The sequence below is a fragment of the Roseibium algae genome (assembly GCF_037783265.1).
GTDB classification, from domain to species: Bacteria; Pseudomonadota; Alphaproteobacteria; order Rhizobiales; family Stappiaceae; genus Roseibium; species Roseibium algae.
Window position 1 is genome coordinate 1 of sequence record NZ_JBAKIA010000014.1, and the last position, 18,015, is coordinate 18,015.

The 18,015-nt window shown below is 53.6% G+C and carries 23 protein-coding genes and 2 pseudogenes; 17 read left to right on the forward strand and 8 right to left on the reverse strand.

Features of this window, described 5'->3' with window-relative positions; all coding sequences use genetic code 11:
* The coding region (locus V6575_RS17485) for a hypothetical protein (RefSeq protein ID WP_340276164.1) at positions 1–336 on the forward strand (336 nt) is incomplete at its 5' end.
* A gap of 11 nt (positions 337–347) precedes the next feature.
* A complete protein-coding gene (locus V6575_RS17490; protein WP_340276165.1) occupies positions 348–1,229 on the forward strand; it encodes an LEM-3-like GIY-YIG domain-containing protein in 882 nt (293 codons plus the stop codon).
* Between the two features lie 592 nt (positions 1,230–1,821).
* Here V6575_RS17490 and V6575_RS17495 read toward each other — a convergent pair.
* Genes V6575_RS17495 through V6575_RS23365 form a run of 4 tightly spaced genes read right to left on the reverse strand, consistent with a single transcriptional unit; the run spans position 1,822 to position 3,589 of the window.
* Entirely contained in the window at positions 1,822–2,520 is a 699-nt protein-coding gene (locus V6575_RS17495) for a hypothetical protein (RefSeq protein ID WP_340276168.1), read from the reverse strand.
* Positions 2,489–2,917: a hypothetical protein gene (locus tag V6575_RS17500; protein ID WP_340276170.1), complete on the reverse strand. Its 429-nt coding sequence runs from the start codon at positions 2,915–2,917 to the stop codon at positions 2,489–2,491. The genes V6575_RS17495 and V6575_RS17500 overlap by 32 nt, the downstream gene beginning before the upstream one ends.
* Positions 2,914–3,405 (reverse strand): hypothetical protein, encoded by a 492-nt coding sequence (locus V6575_RS17505; protein WP_340276172.1) that lies wholly within the window; start codon positions 3,403–3,405, stop codon positions 2,914–2,916. The genes V6575_RS17500 and V6575_RS17505 overlap by 4 nt, the downstream gene beginning before the upstream one ends.
* Positions 3,380–3,589 (reverse strand): Com family DNA-binding transcriptional regulator, encoded by a 210-nt coding sequence (locus V6575_RS23365; protein ID WP_422785599.1) that lies wholly within the window; start codon positions 3,587–3,589, stop codon positions 3,380–3,382. The genes V6575_RS17505 and V6575_RS23365 overlap by 26 nt, the downstream gene beginning before the upstream one ends.
* Positions 3,590–3,886: 297 nt before the next feature.
* Between V6575_RS23365 and V6575_RS17510 the strand changes: the two are divergent.
* Both V6575_RS17510 and V6575_RS17515 read left to right on the forward strand, forming a co-directional pair.
* Positions 3,887–4,081: pseudogene (locus tag V6575_RS17510) on the forward strand (transposase); the annotation flags it as partial.
* An 83-nt stretch (positions 4,082–4,164) separates the two neighbouring features.
* Complete coding sequence (locus V6575_RS17515; RefSeq protein ID WP_340276174.1) at positions 4,165–4,326, forward strand: hypothetical protein; 162 nt, start codon at positions 4,165–4,167, stop codon at positions 4,324–4,326.
* Between the two features lie 159 nt (positions 4,327–4,485).
* Here the strand turns inward: V6575_RS17515 and arfB are convergent, their stop codons facing one another.
* The 3 genes from arfB to V6575_RS17530 form a co-directional block, all read right to left on the reverse strand.
* Positions 4,486–4,905 (reverse strand): alternative ribosome rescue aminoacyl-tRNA hydrolase ArfB, encoded by a 420-nt coding sequence (gene arfB, locus V6575_RS17520; protein ID WP_340276355.1) that lies wholly within the window; start codon positions 4,903–4,905, stop codon positions 4,486–4,488.
* Positions 4,906–5,057: 152 nt separating this feature from the next.
* Positions 5,058–5,738, reverse strand: a complete 681-nt coding sequence (locus V6575_RS17525) for a TetR family transcriptional regulator C-terminal domain-containing protein (protein ID WP_340276176.1) — start codon at positions 5,736–5,738, stop codon at positions 5,058–5,060.
* On the reverse strand, positions 5,735–6,439 hold the full coding sequence (locus tag V6575_RS17530) for a TetR/AcrR family transcriptional regulator (RefSeq protein ID WP_340276177.1): 705 nt from the start codon (positions 6,437–6,439) through the stop codon (positions 5,735–5,737). Before V6575_RS17530 ends, V6575_RS17525 begins: the two co-directional genes overlap by 4 nt.
* A 441-nt stretch (positions 6,440–6,880) precedes the next feature.
* Here V6575_RS17530 and aptA point away from each other — a divergent pair, with 441 nt between their 5' ends.
* The 12 genes from aptA (at position 6,881) to V6575_RS17590 (ending at position 17,403) form a co-directional block, all read left to right on the forward strand.
* On the forward strand, positions 6,881–8,209 hold the full coding sequence (aptA, locus tag V6575_RS17535) for an omega-aminotransferase AptA (RefSeq protein ID WP_340276180.1): 1,329 nt from the start codon (positions 6,881–6,883) through the stop codon (positions 8,207–8,209).
* A 162-nt stretch (positions 8,210–8,371) separates the two neighbouring features.
* A complete protein-coding gene (locus V6575_RS17540) occupies positions 8,372–8,659 on the forward strand; it encodes a cupin domain-containing protein (protein ID WP_340276182.1) in 288 nt (95 codons plus the stop codon).
* A 12-nt stretch (positions 8,660–8,671) separates the two neighbouring features.
* Positions 8,672–9,928, forward strand: a complete 1,257-nt coding sequence (locus V6575_RS17545; RefSeq protein ID WP_340276183.1) for a Zn-dependent hydrolase — start codon at positions 8,672–8,674, stop codon at positions 9,926–9,928.
* A 4-nt stretch (positions 9,929–9,932) separates the two neighbouring features.
* On the forward strand, positions 9,933–10,688 hold the full coding sequence (locus tag V6575_RS17550) for a class II aldolase/adducin family protein (RefSeq protein ID WP_340276185.1): 756 nt from the start codon (positions 9,933–9,935) through the stop codon (positions 10,686–10,688).
* Positions 10,689–10,781: 93 nt separating this feature from the next.
* Entirely contained in the window at positions 10,782–12,239 is a 1,458-nt protein-coding gene (gene hydA, locus V6575_RS17555) for a dihydropyrimidinase (RefSeq protein ID WP_340276187.1), read from the forward strand.
* A gap of 113 nt (positions 12,240–12,352) precedes the next feature.
* Complete coding sequence (locus V6575_RS17560) at positions 12,353–13,171, forward strand: ABC transporter ATP-binding protein (RefSeq protein WP_340276188.1); 819 nt, start codon at positions 12,353–12,355, stop codon at positions 13,169–13,171.
* Positions 13,164–13,643, forward strand: a complete 480-nt coding sequence (locus tag V6575_RS17565; RefSeq protein WP_340276189.1) for a GNAT family N-acetyltransferase — start codon at positions 13,164–13,166, stop codon at positions 13,641–13,643. The genes V6575_RS17560 and V6575_RS17565 overlap by 8 nt, the downstream gene beginning before the upstream one ends.
* A 50-nt stretch (positions 13,644–13,693) precedes the next feature.
* Positions 13,694–14,563 carry an ABC transporter permease gene (locus V6575_RS17570; protein ID WP_340276356.1) on the forward strand — a complete coding sequence of 290 codons (870 nt, stop codon included), beginning with the start codon at positions 13,694–13,696 and terminating at the stop codon, positions 14,561–14,563.
* A complete protein-coding gene (locus V6575_RS17575) occupies positions 14,560–15,699 on the forward strand; it encodes an ABC transporter permease (RefSeq protein WP_340276190.1) in 1,140 nt (379 codons plus the stop codon). The genes V6575_RS17570 and V6575_RS17575 overlap by 4 nt, the downstream gene beginning before the upstream one ends.
* Positions 15,700–15,841: 142 nt before the next feature.
* The gene (gene mazG / locus V6575_RS17580) at positions 15,842–16,663 is read left to right on the forward strand and encodes a nucleoside triphosphate pyrophosphohydrolase (protein WP_340276191.1); all 822 of its coding nucleotides are present in this window, start codon (positions 15,842–15,844) and stop codon (positions 16,661–16,663) included.
* On the forward strand, positions 16,663–16,800 hold the full coding sequence (locus V6575_RS17585; protein ID WP_340276192.1) for a hypothetical protein: 138 nt from the start codon (positions 16,663–16,665) through the stop codon (positions 16,798–16,800). The genes mazG and V6575_RS17585 overlap by 1 nt, the downstream gene beginning before the upstream one ends.
* Positions 16,801–16,887: 87 nt before the next feature.
* The gene (locus tag V6575_RS17590; RefSeq protein ID WP_340276193.1) at positions 16,888–17,403 is read left to right on the forward strand and encodes a DUF4760 domain-containing protein; all 516 of its coding nucleotides are present in this window, start codon (positions 16,888–16,890) and stop codon (positions 17,401–17,403) included.
* On the opposite strand, the gene V6575_RS17595 is transcribed toward V6575_RS17590, so the two are convergent.
* Positions 17,352–17,747 (reverse strand): transposase, encoded by a 396-nt coding sequence (locus V6575_RS17595; RefSeq protein ID WP_340276194.1) that lies wholly within the window; start codon positions 17,745–17,747, stop codon positions 17,352–17,354. The two genes, V6575_RS17590 and V6575_RS17595, sit on opposite strands and share 52 nt — an antisense overlap.
* Here V6575_RS17595 and V6575_RS17600 point away from each other — a divergent pair.
* Positions 17,719–17,811 (forward strand): annotated as a pseudogene (locus tag V6575_RS17600) (cupin domain-containing protein); the annotation flags it as partial. The gene V6575_RS17595 and the pseudogene V6575_RS17600 overlap by 29 nt on opposite strands.
* Between the last annotated feature and the right edge of the window lie 204 nt (positions 17,812–18,015).

Genomic DNA, 18,015 nt, shown 5'->3' on the forward strand with positions numbered 1-18,015 from the left:
TCCGCCTGCCTCAACACCGCCATGATCTGTGCGTCGCTGTATCGTCCGTTCTTCATCAAAAATCTCCTCAGATATCTTGCCGAGAAAATTCTACTTTTGAACACCACTAATTTTAGGGGGGATTACCGGGTCACGCGTTTCCTTTATGAAACCAGTGCTGAAATTGTTCGTGACCATCACGGCCTCCTTGCCTCAAAATTAGGAATGGAGGTGTCTACAAATCTAGGGTCTTTTCAGTCCAGATTAGAGCAGATAATAGAGCCTCTGGATTTGATTTTCAGAGATTCGTTTAAATTGCCGATGAAACGATTTTTAGTTGAGATTGGCGTTCGATGATTGGATAAGAATTGAAAAATACAGAAGATTGCAGCCTGTTCGATAGCCTTGTAACCGAAAAACTTGGCCACTACGTTTACGTACTTATTGATCCTGAGACCCGGCATCCATTTTACGTTGGTAAAGGTGGCGGTAGGCAAGGGAATGGAAACCTTCGGGTTTGCGACCATTTCACGGAGGCCGCTCAAGAGACAGGCGGAGAGACGGAAAAGAACAAAAGAATTAGGAAGATATGGGCTGACGACCGAGATGTTGAATGGCGGATCGTGCGGTCGGGTCTCCAAAGCGAAGAGGAGGCGCTTACGGTCGAGTGTGCCTTGATAGACATGCTTAGAGAGATGAAAGTCCATTTGACAAATATAAATTGTGGGTATGGCTCAACCGCGTCCGGCTTGAAGTCCCCCACTGATTTGCGGGAATGGTGCGCCCCTCAACTTGATGTTTCAAATTTGCCGCGTGATGTGTTCAATCGACCAATTTTTGTCTTCAATATTGAGACAGGTGTAAAGGACCGCAAAAGCAGGGGCAATGTTGATAACGCGGAGCTCTATGAGAATGCTACCTGTCAGTCCTGGGAGGTCACAAAAGAACTAAAAGATCTGAAAAATGCGATGGCAGTCGGGTGCATCAAAGGCATTACTAGAGCAGCAGTGGATATCCGTGAGTGGAAGCAAGTCGGCAGTCGATCGGAGATCATTGTAGACGATTCCGAAAGTGGTATAGAGCGTCGCGAGGGACTTATTTTTAAGAACGTCTCTCAGATCATTAATCACTGTATGGGATTTTGGCAACATGGCGGTTATCTAGTCGTTCGAATTGCAGAAGATGGGCAGGTAAAAGTGGAGCGGGGAAGCCAGGACCGCTTATTCCGACTAGATAAGAACGCAGGTTAGGCGTCTTTAAAATAAGGTCTCATGGATTTATCGTGACCGGAGGACAACTTAGTGCTTAGTGTTGCCGTTTAGTCTCCATATTGCGAACAGAAGCACCATCCGGTCACGTGCCATTCATCCAACACATCCGTCTTAGAAACTTCCATAAGTTATTGATTTCGCTTAACATGGCATGTGGAACCTCGCGCAGCACCAGTTCCCACCTGATTAGGCGCAGCGTAATTTACGACAGCACCAGAACGCTGAAAGCCCTGGATATTTGGAACTTATGAACGCGCATGCACACCCGCTGCCACGGTTCCCAGCTCGAAAAAACGTGATAGTTGAATTCACGAAGCATTTTTAGATGACTTCAACGGATTGACTGATTTTCCGTCGGGTTCCTGCCATCCGAACTTGCGCGCCATTTTTCTCAGGCTCTGGCTTGATCGCCCCTTAAACGGCAGTAAATCGCCAATTACCGGCAAATCCCGGAAATTCCCACAATTCCCCTCAGTGCCATCCGTTCTTGCGCGTTACAACATTGTGTAGCGCGCAAGTTCGGATGGCATTTCGCGCAAGAACGGATGGCAACCGATTTAGATGCTCCGCTTCAACCGCGCACATTCCAAAACAGTGTATTGCCGCATTGGCCGTCTGCCCTGAGCTTAGACCAGGCCTTGGCCTCATAGTTGGGATGAAGCGGAAAGTCCGCCTTTGCTGTTACAGGCTTTGAAAATGCGCACCCGGCGTCATAGATCCGGGCACCGCTGATTTCTGGAAGATCCTTGCCGACCTTCACAACATGCAATTGAGCATCGGGCCAGGCGGCTTTTAGTGATCGGGCAAGCGTACCGCTTTCCCCCGCACACCAGACGTGGCGCGGCTTGATGTCGAGTGACCTAGCGGCCTGGGTAATTGCAGTGCTCTGGGTGCCGCCGCCAAAGGGGATCAGGACAGCACCGGTTTCATCGGCATAGGCTCTGGCGCGGCTTTGCAGCACGGACAAATAACCGGACCGAACTTCTATGATCTTGGCACCATAGCTCTCAGCCTCCTTGGTGTAGCGGGTCCGTTCCGAGCGCCAGGACACAAACAAGGTGGCTTGTTTGCAGAGCTGATAGGCAACAGCGGCAAGGGCTATCTGGGCAGCTCCAAAGCCGGGTCCAGCGTAAACAAATTCGTCCGCGTTCGATGCGTTTAAAGTCTCTTTAAAGATCCGGGCTTTGGAACTGCCTGGCAACAGGTCGTCGCGGACGACCTGAATGCCTTGATGGGTTTCAATTTTCGGGGAAGTGATAGGGTTCAACATTTCCAACTGCCTCCGTGGCGCGCTTCGGATCCCCCTTCACAAACACCAAGACATTTTGGTGCGTCTTTCCAAGCTTCCGGGAGGCTTCAAACATGCCCCGGACCCTGAGTGGAAGGGAGGCGATTGCGGTCACCAGAACCCCGTCATTATAGAAGTGCAACTCCATATCCTTGCAGGCAGCTATTGTGTCCGCAACAAAGCCACGTGTGTGCCCTTGCTTATCCCGGAAATCGCCAACGACGAACACGGCGAAGCGGTCATTCTCAAGCCGTGCCACCGCATCCTTGATGGATTGCCGGAAGCCACCCAGGAACAAATCATAGGGCATGTTGGACAGGTCATTCGGGTCGTCGGAATAACGCTCAAGGTCGCCATAGGGCGGACACGTCAGGATCATATCGAACTTGCCGCGCAGACCTGACTTATAGAGCCTGACCGCATCGCCCTTTTTCCAGATCGGTTGAGGATCAATTGCAAGGCCTTTGCTTGTCTTCTGTTCTCTTCGATCTGTTCTTCGCTGATATCAAAGCCGAGATAATTCCTGCCCTTCAATCCAGCGACGACACCGCGCACAGACCCACCGGCAAAGGGATCAAGAACACGACCACCCACCGGTGAGAACCATGCATAAAAAAGCTCGGTCAGAACCGGGTCAAAAATGCTCTTGGCCATCCAGTCGGCTGGTGCTGCCTGTTTGCCTTGTGAGGCACTCCACCGAGCCATCGCATCAGAATAACCGTTCAGGAGGTCCTGTTTGCGTCCCTTGCCGCTATCGATACCAAGGGACAGCCATTTTTTCTTGCGGTCTTGCCACCACTTTGCCCGCGCATCTAGCACGGAAAAGGGCGGATAAATGAAACTATCGTAAAGTGCGCCGGATGACATTTAGGGCCTCATTGTCTCGACGTTCCGGACGCTCGGAGACGGGCTCTGTCGGGTCTATGACCAATGGCCTCAATGAATTCATGGTGCCGCATCGTGGGCATTTGATGTCTACAGGACCAACTATTGCGCGGTCGGCGGACTTGAGCAAGAGCCTGCGGCAGCTTGCACATCTGATTTCGTTCATTGGAACCCTTGAAGAGAATCACCGACACTCGTCCGGCTCGCGCGAGCAGCGGGTGCGGCGGTTATCTTCGATCTACTGCTGGGCGGGCTCTTGGTTTGGCGATCAGGCCCGCTGTCCGGATCTGTTTTCGGGTCCGGACCACCCGTGTCTCACCGCATGGCCATTACTCCTTTGACACGTCACTCCTGCGGCACCACCGGCAGGAAGTAATGGATCACCACCCGGACCTTGCCGCCGGTAAAACTCCCCGTATCGCCGTTGGCGGTGATGAGGATGGGCGTTTCCGCATAGAACGCCTGCATTCCGCCGCGCAAAGGTCGGAAGGCCCCTGCTGAATTTTGCAAAACCCAATATAAACAACGCCATAAAATCGAGAATATGTTCGGGCGGCTCAAAGACTGGCGGCGCATTGCCACCCTATATGACCGCAGAGCCGACGTCTTCATGGCAGCAATAACCATCGCAGCAATCGTCATATGGTGGATTCAGTGAGTCCTGACCCTAGCTTTTCAAGTAATTACCAACTGACCGCCGCCGTCCTGAGGTTCCTTCATTCATAAAGAGATTTTGCGGACATGGATTTCATATTCTTCGGTTTCGTTTTTGGGCAACAACGTCGGGCTCTGAGCCCTCAGATTGTTGAAGCGCTAGCAGCTCTTCTTCAGGCTGTTGGTTCTCCAATGTCGAGCGGCTCTGACATTGTTGTAACCATGTCACCTGGCATTCTACTTCCTTAGAGCGTCATACCGGTTGTCTAACCATTGTCGTTTTGAGGCTTTCGTCTCGCGGGTTGCCCTTGAATGACGCGATAAAGGCGCTCTGCTGCGTTTGCCCATTTCAATCCTAAATGAGGAACCAAAGCACTCTACCCGTAACCTCACCAACTTGGGCATCCCTCAATCCAAAGATGAAGTTCGGCCACGGAGTTTTTTGATGGAGCCACGTTTCTTCTTGGTCTCCAGTCTGCGTTTTTTGGATCCAAGGGTCGGCTTGGTGGGCCGTCTTGGCTTTGGTTTCTCCATGGCCTTTCGCAAGATTTCAATAAGACGATCAAGGGCATCCTGGCGGTTCCTCTCCCTGGTTCTGAACCTGTCAGCCTGGACGATGATTTCACCACCGAGGGTCAGCCGACTACCGGCCAACCGTGCCGCTCGCGCCTTGACGTCCGTTGGTAGGGTTGTGTTGCCGTTCAGATTGAATCGTAATTGAACAGCCGTCGATACCTTGTTGACGTTTTGCCCGCCAGGACCAGAGGCACGGATGAAGTCCTCTCTGAGGTCATCATCGCTAATATAAAGAGCACCAGCGATCAGGATCCGTTTGCTGACTGGCGGAGCCTCATTCTCAACGTTGTTGCCTGACTTTATGGGGCCAGATTTCTTGGAACCATATTCCGAGCCCCTCGATTTTACAGAACTGGATTTCGCAAACCCAGAATTCGTGTTGCCGTACTTTGTCGTATCGGAACTCATGGCTTGGTCTCCAACACTATATCCGGTGACTGCAAGCCAATTCCCCGCAGGACAAGCCTGACGACAGTCTCTTCGGCGGATATGCGAAAGCCGGGGTTTTCAAGACCAAGACCTGTCACAAGCCGAATTTGGGTATCAAAGTCAGCGTAATGCTGGGTCATCGCCCAGATCGTGAAAATGAGTTGAACAGGATCGATCGGCTCGATCTTTTCCTGGTTGATCCATTGCTGAATGACGTTCGATTTTTCCGCGATCAAGGCTTTCAGATCTTCCTCCAGGACTTTCCGAATTCGTGGCGCGCCTTGCAGAATCTCATTTGCAAATAGCCTAGATGCATCAGGCATTTCTGCTGACATCTTCATCTTATGATGTATGTAAGCTGCAAGTTCTTTTGCTGGGTCTTTCTCAGGATTTAACCCTTTTAGAGGGGCCAGCCATATATCAAGAATATTGGCCAAAACGGCCTCATAAATGGCCGCCTTGGATGAAAAGTAATAGAGTAAATTCGACTTGGACATGCCCGTAACTGACGAGATTTTTTCAATCGTCGTACCTGAATAACCAAAACGCGAAAACTCGACCAGAGCCGCCTCCAGAATCCTTGTACGGTTTTTCTCCTGAATACGGCTCATGCTTTTGGTTGTATTCTTGAGGGACACAGGGCGATGGGCCATCATGCCCCTTCCCCATTCAGTTTTTTGAACTGGGTCTGTTGAGACATGTTGTCAATGTTCGCGGACTGCCCGCCTCCCGACTGAACATCTGCTTTTCGGATACCAACCCCGGTCAAAATGATGGAAACAACTGTTTCCTTGGCAGTTGTAAATTGTGCGTCGGTCAAAGGCTCGCCGTGGTTCAAAGTGTGAATTTGATGATTGAAATCGGCATAATGCTGGGTAGTCGACCAGATCATGTATAGAAGACTGCGTGGGTCAATCGGTGCCATTCGACCTTCTGCTATCCAGCGCTCTATCACAGCGATCCTGGTGTTGGTCCATTCGCAAAGGGTTGTTTCCAGATAGTCCTGAATCACCGGGGCCTTATGCAGAATTTCGTTTGCCCACACCTTTGACCCCATTGGATGAGATCGTGAAATATCCATTTTGGCACTGATATATCGGGTTAATGCCTCTTCCGGATCATCGTAATTGTCGAATGTGTCAGCCGCCGCCAGCCAGATCTGGAAAATATTCTCCACCACTTGACGATAAAGTGCGAGTTTGGTCGGGAAATAATAGTGCAGATTGGCTTTTGGAATTCCTGCCTTATCCGCAATCATGCCTGTTGTGGCCCCTTTGAATCCATAGTCAGCGAAGACTATTTCCGCAGCGGCAAGGATCAGGCGTTCATTCTCTGCGCGCGCGGCGCTTTTTATCATGGGCTTGGGCACAGGCATCCAGTGGCTATAAAATCATCATGCCGATTGAATTATCATCTTGACCGTTTGGTCAAGTCTTCATAACTTTCACTTGACCGTTTGGTCAGGTTTTCGTGTTGGCTCCAAAGCGTAACAATCTGCAAGAGGTACGACAAGAAACCATGACCCGAAATTATATAAAGGGCGCAAAGTGTCCAGGTACTCTAAGTCGGGTGCCAAAATCCAGAGTAGCAAATTGCGACATCTCAAAATGGGACTGACGAGGCCCCACAAAAGATGCCACATTGGAAACAGCTGGGGAAGTCAACTGAATGCATCCAGCCTGGAATGGAAAACCATTTCCGGCGCAGCACTTATTTAGTGCTCATGGCTGCAGGTTCTCCCCGACCGGAATAGCCATCAAGGACGGCGCTGCCAGTAAGCAGCCCGCTGGGAGGACTTATGTCGAGTTCAAAAACTGCCGCAACCAACAATCTCGAAGCATTTTGGATGCCTTATACGGCGAACCGCCAGTTCAAACAGGACCCGCGGATGTTCGTTGCTGCCAAGGACATGCATTATACTACGTCCGATGGCCGTCAGGTTCTGGATGGAACGGCAGGCCTTTGGTGCTGCAACGCAGGTCACAGTCGCCCGAAGATTGTCGAAGCGGTTCAAAAACAGGTCGCAGAACTCGATTATGCGCCAGCCTTCCAGATGGGCCATCCCAAGGCATTTGAATTGGCGGCTCGTCTGGCTGCCCTGATGCCCTCTCCGCTGGACCATGTATTCTTTACAAATTCAGGCTCTGAAAGCGTCGATACGGCGTTGAAAATCGCCCTCGCCTATCAGCGCGCCATTGGGCAGGGCACAAGGACCCGCCTGATCGGCCGGGAGCGCGGCTATCATGGCACAGGATTTGGTGGCATTTCCGTCGGCGGGATCGTCGCCAACCGGCGCACCTTTGGCACAATGCTGACCGGCGTCGATCATATGCGCCACACCCATGATCCTGAGCGCAACGCCTTCTCTCGCGGCATCCCGGAAAACGGCGCGGAATATGTCGAGGATCTGATCCGTATCATTCAGCTGCATGACGCATCGACCATTGCTGCGGTGATCGTCGAGCCAGTGGCCGGATCAACCGGCGTTCTGATCCCGCCAAAAGGCTATCTGGAGCGTCTGCGCAAAATCTGTGACGACAATGGTATTTTGCTGATCTTCGATGAAGTCATCACCGGCTTTGGACGTCTTGGCACGCCTTTCGCGACTGATTTCTTCGGCGTTACCCCCGATCTTGTTACAACAGCCAAGGGGCTGACGTCTGGCGTCATTCCGATGGGTGCCGTCTATTGCTCCGCTGATATCTACAATGCCTTCATGACCGGCCCCGATCACATGATCGAGCTGTTCCACGGCTATACGTATTCGGCGCATCCGATTGCCTGTGCCGCAGCTTTGGCAACGCTCGATACATATGAAGAAGAAGGCCTGCTGACACGTGCAGCAGATCTCGCCCAGTATTGGGAAGATGGTCTGCATTCCCTCAAGGATTGTCCAAATATCATCGATATTCGCAATCTCGGTTTGATTGGGGCCATTGAGCTGGAAGGCATTGCCGGTGAACCGACCAAACGGGCATTCTCGGCCTTCCTGAAAGCCTATGATGAGGGGCTCTTGATCCGGACGACCGGAGATATCATTGCGCTGTCGCCGCCTCTGATCATTTCCAAGGATCAGATCGACGAGTTGTTCACCACGCTGCGCTCTGTCCTGCACGCCATCGACTGATGTTTTGAATGCCTGATTGAATGAATGGGGCACCGGGAAGACAGGCTGTGAAATGTGAATGGTTTTCCTCGTCACATGAAATGTCTCCCCTGTCACCTTGCTTCGAAGCCCTTGGGTCCCTGAGATTGGGAGTTTCGAAAACATCCAGAAGGAACCAAGATTATGAGCCGTCCTGCAGTCCAGTCAGAAATGCTGATCGACGACAGTCGCGTGAGAGTGACCCGTTTCGATTTCGAACCAGGCGCAGAGACCGGCTGGCACCGCCATGGCATGGATTACGTCATCACTACTTTGACCGAGTGTCAGATGATTTTGGAAATGCCCGGAGGTGAAACCAATGAAGTGACGATCCCGGCGGGGACCGTCTATCGGCGCGAGGAAGGCGTCGAGCACAATGTGATTAATGGCGGCAAGGCAGCTATGTCCTTTGTCGAAACAGAGTTGAAATAGGGGATTTTAGATATGGCAGCTCCGGGCGAAAATCTTCGGATCAATGGCGACCGTTTGTGGGACAGCCTGATGGATATGGCCAAAATTGGCCCGGGCGTTGCCGGTGGCAACAACCGCCAGACACTGACGGATGCAGATTCCGAAGGCCGGAAGTTGTTCCAGAAGTGGTGTGAAGAGGCTGGCATGACCATGGGTGTCGATACCATGGGCAACATGTTCATGACCCGGCCCGGCACCGACCCTGATGCTCTGCCCGTCTATATGGGATCCCATCTGGACACACAGCCGACCGGCGGCAAGTATGACGGCGTCCTTGGAGTTCTGGGAGGCCTGGAAGTCGTGCGCAGCATGAATGATCTGGGCATCAAGACAAAGCATCCAATCGTTGTTGCCAACTGGACCAATGAGGAAGGTACGCGCTTTGCGCCTGCCATGCTGGCTTCTGGCGTGTTCGCCGGGATCCACACCCAGGATTGGGCCTATGGCAAGGAAGATGCGGAAGGCAAGACCTTCGGCGATGAGCTGAAACGGATCGGCTGGGTTGGCGACGAAGAAGTCGGTGCCCGCAAAGACAAGATCCACGCCATGTTTGAATTGCACATCGAGCAAGGGCCAATTCTGGAAGCTGAAAAGAAAGACATTGGCGTTGTCACACACGGTCAAGGCCTCTGGTGGCTGCAGGTCACTGTAACCGGTCGTGAGAGCCACACCGGTTCCACACCCATGCCCATGCGCCGCAATGCCGGTCTTGGTATGGCCCGCATGACAGAGCTTGTGCATGAGATTGCCATGAATCATCAGCCCGCAGCCGTCGGCGCGATTGGCCACTGCGATGTCTATCCCAATTCCCGCAATGTCATCCCCGGCAAGGTTGTCTTCACTGCTGATTTCCGCTCGCCGAACCAGGATACGCTGGACGGAATGAAAGCTGAGTTTGAAGCCAAAGCCCCGAAAATCGCAGAGGAGCTGGGTCTCACTGTAGAAATTGAGGAAGCCGGCCATTTCGATCCTGTCACCTTCGATGCAGACTGCGTTACTGCCATTCGCTCAGCGGCAGAACGTCTCGGCTATTCCCATCAGAATATCATTTCCGGTGCCGGTCACGACGCCTGCTGGATCAACAAGGTCGCCCCGACAGCGATGATCATGTGCCCTTGCGTTGACGGCCTGTCTCATAATGAAGCCGAAGAGATCTCCAAGGACTGGGCCACCGCTGGTGCGGATGTACTGTTCCATGCAGTCTTGGAAACAGCTGGAATTGTGGAGTGATACAATGACGGCCAGCAACGACGTGACAAGCGAAAACGATGAGCAGCAGTTGCGCGTTGATCTGGCAGCGGCTCTGCGGTTGGCAGCTCATTATGACTGGCACGAAGGCGTGGCCAATCACTTCAGCGCGGCGGTGTCTGCGGACGGCAGGAAATTCCTGATCAATCCGCGCTGGAAGCACTTTTCTCATGCAAGTGCCAGTAACTTGCTTCTGGTTGATGCAGGTGATCCGGACACAATGAACCGGCCTGATGCACCGGATCCCTCAGCCTGGTCGATCCATTCGGCGATACACAAGCACGTGCCACATGCTCGTGTCGCCCTGCATCTCCATCCGCCATACGCGACAACCCTTGCCACCTTGAAAGATCCGACGATCAAGCCGCTGGACCAGGTTACGGCGCGGTTCTTCAACCGGCTGGCCACCGATATGTCCTTTGGCGGGATCGCAACGGAGGAAGCAGAAGGCGAACGCATTGCCTCGACCATTGGCAATCGCTCTGCCGTTATGATGGCGAACCACGGTGTGACGACGGTTGCGCCGACAGTCGCCGAAGCGTTTGATGCGATGTACCACCTGGAGCGAGCGGCGAGGACCATGGTTCTGGCCTATTCCACCGGTCAGACGCTGAACCCGATGACAGACAAAATTGCCGAAGAGGTTGCCCAGGAATGGGAGGTCTACAAGGACGCCGAGTTCTCGCATTTTGCCGAAATGAAGCGCGTGCTGGATCGAACAAATCCGGGCTATGCCGACTGACGAAATTGAACTGACGGAAAGCTGAATTCAGATAAAGGACTTCTCACAAGCCCGAAAGAGGCGATGAAGTCGAGCCAAAAAAGGGGAACAACAATGGCGACGAAGGTGATCAAGGGCGGGACTGTTGTAACCGCTGATCTGACCTATGTGGCAGATGTGAAAATTGAGGGCGACAAGATCGTGGAGATCGGCCCGAACCTCTCTGGTGATGAAACACTGGACGCAACCGGCTGCTACATCATGCCAGGCGGCATTGATCCGCACACCCATTTGGAAATGCCCTTCATGGGCACATACTCTGCCGACAATTTCGACAGCGGCACACGGGCAGCTCTTGCGGGCGGCACCACCATGGTCGTCGATTTCGCCCTGCCCGCGCCGAACCAGTCCCTGCTGGAAGCGCTGCAGGCCTGGGACAACAAGTCCTCCATGGCGCACTGCGATTATTCCTTCCACATGGCGATCACCTGGTGGGGCGAGCAAGTCTTTAACGAGATGGAAACGGTCGTGCGCGAGCGCGGCATCAACACGTTCAAGCACTTCATGGCCTACAAAGGCGCGTTGATGGTGCAGGACGATGAAATGTACGCCTCGTTCCAGCGCTGCGCCGAGCTTGGCGCCATGCCGATGGTTCATGCGGAAAACGGCGATGTGGTCGCAGATCTCTCCGCCAAGCTTCTGGCCGAAGGCAACAACGGCCCTGAAGCCCACGCTTATTCCCGGCCGCCGCAGGTCGAAGGTGAAGCCACCAACCGTGCGATCATGATCGCCGACATGGCTGGTGTGCCACTCTATGTGGTGCACACGTCCTGCGAGGAAAGCCACGAAGCCATCCGCAGAGCGCGCCAGGCTGGCAAGCGCGTCTACGGTGAGCCGTTGATCCAGCACCTGACCCTGGATGACAGCGAATACGCCAATCCGGATTGGGACCACGCCGCTTGCCGTGTCATGTCCCCGCCGTTCCGCAATAAGCAGCATCAGGACAGCCTTTGGGCAGGTCTTGCCGCAGGTTCGCTGCAAGTGGTCGCCACCGACCATTGCGCCTTCACCACAGAGCAGAAACGCAATGGGATCGATAACTTTACACTGATCCCCAATGGCACTGGTGGCCTTGAGGACCGTATGCCGATGCTGTGGACCTATGGCGTCAACACGGGTCGCCTGACGCCGAACGAATTTGTCGCGGTGACCTCCACCAACATCGCCAAAATCATGAACATCTACCCGAAAAAGGGGGCCGTTCTGGTTGGTGCAGATGCGGACCTTGTGGTTTGGGACCCGGAGAAGACTAAGACAATCACGGCCGCCGCACAGGAATCGGCTATCGATTACAACGTCTTCGAGGGGAAGTCCGTCAAAGGTCTGCCGCGCTTCACGCTGACCAGAGGCCGCGTCGCCGTCGAAGATGGCACCATGAAGCCGCAGCAAGGCCATGGAAAATTCGTCAAGCGCGAACCTTATCAGGCCGTCAACAAGGCTCTTTCCACCTGGAAAGAACTAACATCACCGCGCAAGGTTGAACGTACCGGCATTCCAGCCAGCGGCGTTTAATACTATCAATAAAGTCCCGGCCTTTCTCCCACGAATGGCGCGGGCAAAAATGACAAGAGCCGCACAGACGGCTCGAATAATCCAAGACGTTTTTGAGGGCAGCAGGACAGATTATGACACAGCCGGCACGTAACACTCCGGAAAAGGCGGCCAAACAATCCGTCATCGATATAGACAAGCTGTCGCTGACGTTTGAGACCAACGATGGTCCGGTTCATGCTCTGTCAGACATAGACCTGAAGGTCGATGAAGGAGATTTTGTTTCCTTCATCGGACCAAGTGGTTGCGGCAAGACCACCCTTCTGCGTGTGATCGCCGATCTGGAACAGCCCACCGGTGGCTCCATATCGGTCAACGGTCTGACGCCCCATGAAGCGCGCCTGAAACGGGCCTATGGCTACGTATTTCAGGCTGCAGCGCTCTATCCATGGCGCACTATTGAGAACAACATCGCGCTGCCACTGGAAATCATGGGCCTTTCCAAGGTTGAACAGCAGCAGCGCATTGCCAAGAATATGGAGCTTGTGAACCTCGCTGGCTTTGAGAAAAAATTCCCATGGCAGCTGTCCGGCGGCATGCAGCAGCGCGCCAGCATCGCGCGCGCCCTGTCGGTTGAACCTGATCTGCTTTTGATGGATGAGCCTTTCGGCGCGCTGGATGAAATCGTGCGCGACCATCTCAACGATCAGTTGCACCAGCTCTGGGCCAAGACCAACAAGACCGTTGTTTTTGTCACTCACTCGATCCCGGAAGCTGTCTATCTTTCAACCAAGATCGTGGTTCTGTGTCCACGCCCCGGTCGAATTTATGACGTCATAGAAAGCAACCTGCCGCGTGAGAGGACACTGGATCTGCGCGAAAGCCCTGAATTCCTGAAGATCGCACAACGGGTCCGGGAAGGATTGAAGGCGGGGCATAGTTACGATGATTGAAGCGCAACATCTGACGGTTCGTTTGGCGAAGCTTTTCGATATGCCAGCATGTGCCAAGATCCTCAATGACTGGATAGACGCAACGGACTGGATGCCACGTATGCATCCCCATAAGGATGTAGAACGTCATTATGGGGAAGATGTCTTTCCTAATCGAACAGTTTATTTCGCAGAAAATCAGGATCGTGAGGCCGCAGGTTTCCTTGCTCTCAGCGATAGCGGTTACATAACCGCTTTCTATATAGCCCAAAAATTCCGGAACGCTGGCCTTGGCTCTCGCTTATTGGGAGTAGCCAAAGCAATTTACCCGCAAGAACTAAAACTTTGGACCTTTGTGGCGAATAGAAACGCACAGCGGTTCTATCAGCGTGAAGGTTTTCACGAGGAGCTTAGAACAGCCGGAGACAATGAAGAAGGTTTGGCCGACATTCTTTATGTCTGGCTCCCACAGAAAGGAGGGACCGCCGCATGACCGCAACCACCCTTCCCTCCCCCCACAACACCAACCCGTTCGCAGGACTTATGTCCGGCACGGCAGGTCCGGTGACAGTCGTCGTTCTGGCGATCTTTGCGCTTTGGTATGTCTCTGCCGTGGCGTTGAACACACCGTTTCAGGAAGGCATTTATGAGCGTGCCAAGCAGACAGATGTTCCATTTTCCCAACTAGTGAGCGACACGCTGGCGCAGGAACGCCCGGTTTTGCCAGCGCCGCATCAGGTGATTGAAGAAATCTACAAGACGACATTCTTGAAGAAGATCACCTCAAAGCGGTCTCTGGTGTTCCATACATGGATCACCCTTTCGACCACATTGCTTGGCTTTGTGATCGGCACCAGCCTTGGCATCTTGCTGGCCATCGGCATCGTCCATTCCAGAGTGCTGGACAAGTCTTTGATGCCCTGGGTGATATCCTCGCAAACGATCCCGATCCTTGCGATTGCCCCGATGATTATCGTGGTTCTGAACGCGGTCGGCATATCCGGGTTGCTGCCAAAGGCGATGATCTCGACCTATCTGTCGTTCTTTCCCGTCACTGTCGGCATGGTCAAGGGCCTGCGCTCGCCGGAAATCATCCATCTGGATCTGATGCATACCTACAGTGCGACTAAACTACAGGCCTTCTGGAAGCTGCGATTCCCCTATGCTGTGCCTTATCTTTTCACCTCGATGAAGATCGGCATTGCTGCCTCTTTGGTCGGCGCTATCGTTGGAGAATTGCCAACTGGAGCGGTCGCAGGTCTTGGCGCACGCTTGCTGGCGGGGTCTTATTATGGCCAGACCGTCCAGATCTGGTCCGCTTTGCTGATGGCAGCGTTTTTGGCCGGGTCTCTGGTTGCGTTTGTCGGATTCGTTGAAAAAATCACCTTGAAACGTATGGGGATGGACCGATGAGCGCCGCGTTTAAACGCCCGAGGGGCAACGCTCTCATTCTGTCAGGCGTCATGTGCATCACCGCATTGTCAGCCTTGATCAGCAACGGATTTGGCGCAGAGTTCCCTGTTATTGACATTCCGCGCCTCACAATCGCGGCCGTCATCCTTGGTGTGATAAGCGCGGCATTCGCCTTGGGCTTCATTCGGGGAACGATAGGCGATCTGATTGTTTTGACCGGCTCGCTTTTTGCAGCCCATGCGCTTGTTTCGACTGGGGCAAACCATGCAGGTGAGGCAACGGGTGGCTACTGGTGGCTGGTCATCTCGGCATGGGCGTCTGGCTGGCTGTTTGTCGAGCGTCTGGCATCATGGACCATGATCGGCCCGCGAGCGCAAAGGCTCGTCAACCTGACTATTCCTCTGCTGTTCGGAGTCTGGCTGCTGATCCTGTGGCAAGTCATCGTCACCGGCTTTGGCGTTCCAAAAGTTCTGCTGCCGGCTCCTTCTGAAATCGGAGTGCGCTTTGCTAATTCACTGCCGATCCTTTGGGCTGACTTTCAGCAGACCTTCATGAAGGCAGTGCTGATCGGCTATGTCATGGGCTGCGGCTCAGGCTTTGTCATTGCCATTCTGGTCGACAGGGTACCGTTCCTGCGCCGGGGCCTGCTTCCGGTCGGCAATCTGGTGTCAGCTCTGCCCATCATCGGTGTCGCCCCCATCATGGTGATGTGGTTCGGATTCGACTGGCCGTCCAAGGCCGCCGTGGTCATCATCATGACTTTCTTCCCCATGCTGGTGAACACGGTCTCTGGTCTGGCCGCATCTGACTCCATGCAGCGCGATCTCATGCGTACCTATGCGGCCAATTATTGGCAGACCCTGTTCAAGCTGCGCCTGCCCATGGCGATGCCGTTCATCTTCAATGCCTTGAAGATCAACTCCACCCTCGCGTTGATTGGAGCCATTGTGGCCGAATTCTTCGGCACCCCAATCGTCGGTATGGGTTTCCGCATATCAACGGAAGTCGGGCGAATGAATGTGGATATGGTCTGGGCAGAAATCGCGATGGCAGCGGTTGCAGGTTCGCTGTTCTATGGGATCGTTGCCCTGACAGAGCGCGCAGTGACCTTCTGGCACCCGTCGCAGCGCGGGTAGAAAACCGGGTATCGTTCCTCAAGACGCCATGCCATGGCTTGACCATGGCATCCATGCAGTTTGAATTGGATGTTCTTCCGGATAAGACAATATGCATTGCCGGATCAAGTCCGGCAATGACGCAGAAAGAGAATTCTAGCCCATGAAACCCGGTCGCGATATTTCACGCCTGATTGACATCATGGCAGCGCTGAGAACACCAGGCACCGGCTGTCCATGGGATCTGGAGCAAGACTTCTCCACCATAGCGCCCTATACGCTGGAAGAGGCCTATGAGGTTACAGAGGCCATCCGGCTGGACGACATGGAGAACCTGCGCGAAGAACTCGGTGATTTGCTGCTGCAGGTCGTCTACCACGCGCGCATGGCCGAGGAAGGCAGGCACTTCGATTTTGCCGATGTGGTCGAAGCGATCACCCAGAAAATGATCCGCCGCCATCCCCATGTGTTTGGAGACGACAAAGCCCGCTCTGCCGGTATGGCCAAAGGCATGTGGGACAAAATCAAGGCTGAAGAAAAAGCAGACAGGAAAGCACGCCGCGAAGCGCTCGGTCTACCTCTCAAGAAAAAAGCCTATCTGGATGATGTCCCAGCCGCCTTCCCGGCGCTGGTGGAAGCCGACAAGCTGCAACGCAAGGCCTCAAAGGTTGGTTTTGATTGGGGCGATCCTGTTCCAGTCCTGGCGAAGATCCGGGAAGAGGCAAATGAGCTGGAGGCTGAGCTCACTGGCGATGCGCCGGATCGTGATCGGATCGAGGATGAGCTTGGCGACACTCTGTTCTCTCTGGCCAATCTGGCTCGCCATCTGAACATTGATCCGGAAGCCGCCTTGCGCAGAACCAATGGCAAGTTTCGCCAACGCTTTGCAGCCATCGAGGACCATGCAGACCAATCGGGCACCACTTTGGAGGCTATGACGCTTGCTGAGATGGAAGCTGCCTGGCAAGCTGCAAAGCGAAAGTAATGACCTATTGTCACGTCGGTCACATTGCAGAATTCAGCGGTATTCTTGACTTTTCCACTCTGAAAGACTATGTTCCTGTTCATGGAATAGACCTTTATAAGGAGGCTGACATGTCCAAAGAAGGTGTTCGTGACTAGCGCATCCGCTGTTTGATCTGGATCCCTTGAGGGTCGGTCTAAACGGGTGAAGATGCACTCACGTCTTAACGCCACGAGCAAAAATTCGTGAAATGTTCCGAAGAAATCATTAAAGAGGCGACGCAGACGGTTATCGTTTGCGTCGCCTATTCTTTTAACTGGCCCTACCTGGCAAGCCTGTGTCTGGTTCTGCTGTCCATCGGCGTGGCAACATGGGGCGTCAAAACAGCCCGTGCCTCAGCGCGGCAACGCGCGACGCTGGACCTGATCGAAAAGGTTGAATCAGCACCGCACTACCAACAGCTGAACAAGGCCTTTTCTTACCGGCGGCGCACTGGCACCTTGACTCATCTGATCGCTCCTCAGGAGACAACGAATCAGGAGGAAAGGCAAAAAATAACCAGTTTCCTCAATCACTATGAGCTGGAGACCCGCAAAAACCTACTGTTTTGTTTCAGTCTCTCGGATTTGACGGATGAGAGCAGCCGTTTTGGCCCGGTCCAGGCTGGTCCATGCCGGGTTTGGGTCGTTTTGCCGCCGTTCAGTCGGATTCATTCCATGGCGTTGTTTCGTTCGTGGAAAATCAGGCGGTCGAAATTGTAGGCGAGATTGGCCAGCGTCAGTTTCGCTTCAGCGCTAGCCAGACCAATGGTGCGGACAAACAGGCCATAGCGGTTCTTCTGGTGTGCAAAGACATGCTCGACACGGGCGCGGATGGAAGACATTTTTGCATTGGTGCGGGCGGTTGCCTGCGGCATGGGTTTGCTCGCCAGCTTACGCAGGTGAATTTGGCTCACCAGCATGTTGTCAGCAAGCCATTTTTCATTTCTCACGGAGCGATAGGCACTGTCGGCCCACACATCGGAGGCGGTATTGTCCTTGGCAACAACATACTGCAACTGGTGGCCATCAGGGCTTGAAGCCGATGTCAAGGTTCTTTTGAGCAAGCCAACAGGCGAGCCTAACTCAGGGGATTCTGATCGAGAGCCCGCCCCAAAGCCATGGATCTGAACCAAAATCGGAAGAACACTTTCCATTTTGTGGGCACGGCGTTGGCATTTCGGCCAGAATCTGGAGAATTTTCCAGGTTTTGGCCGCCGCAAAGCAACGTTGTTTGAGCGATGTCGCGATCTTGAGCTTTGGGCTGAAAGATCGCGATAAGCTACAAAATCGCCTTCGGGACAGATTTCGCCCGCCCACACACCCTTAAATAGC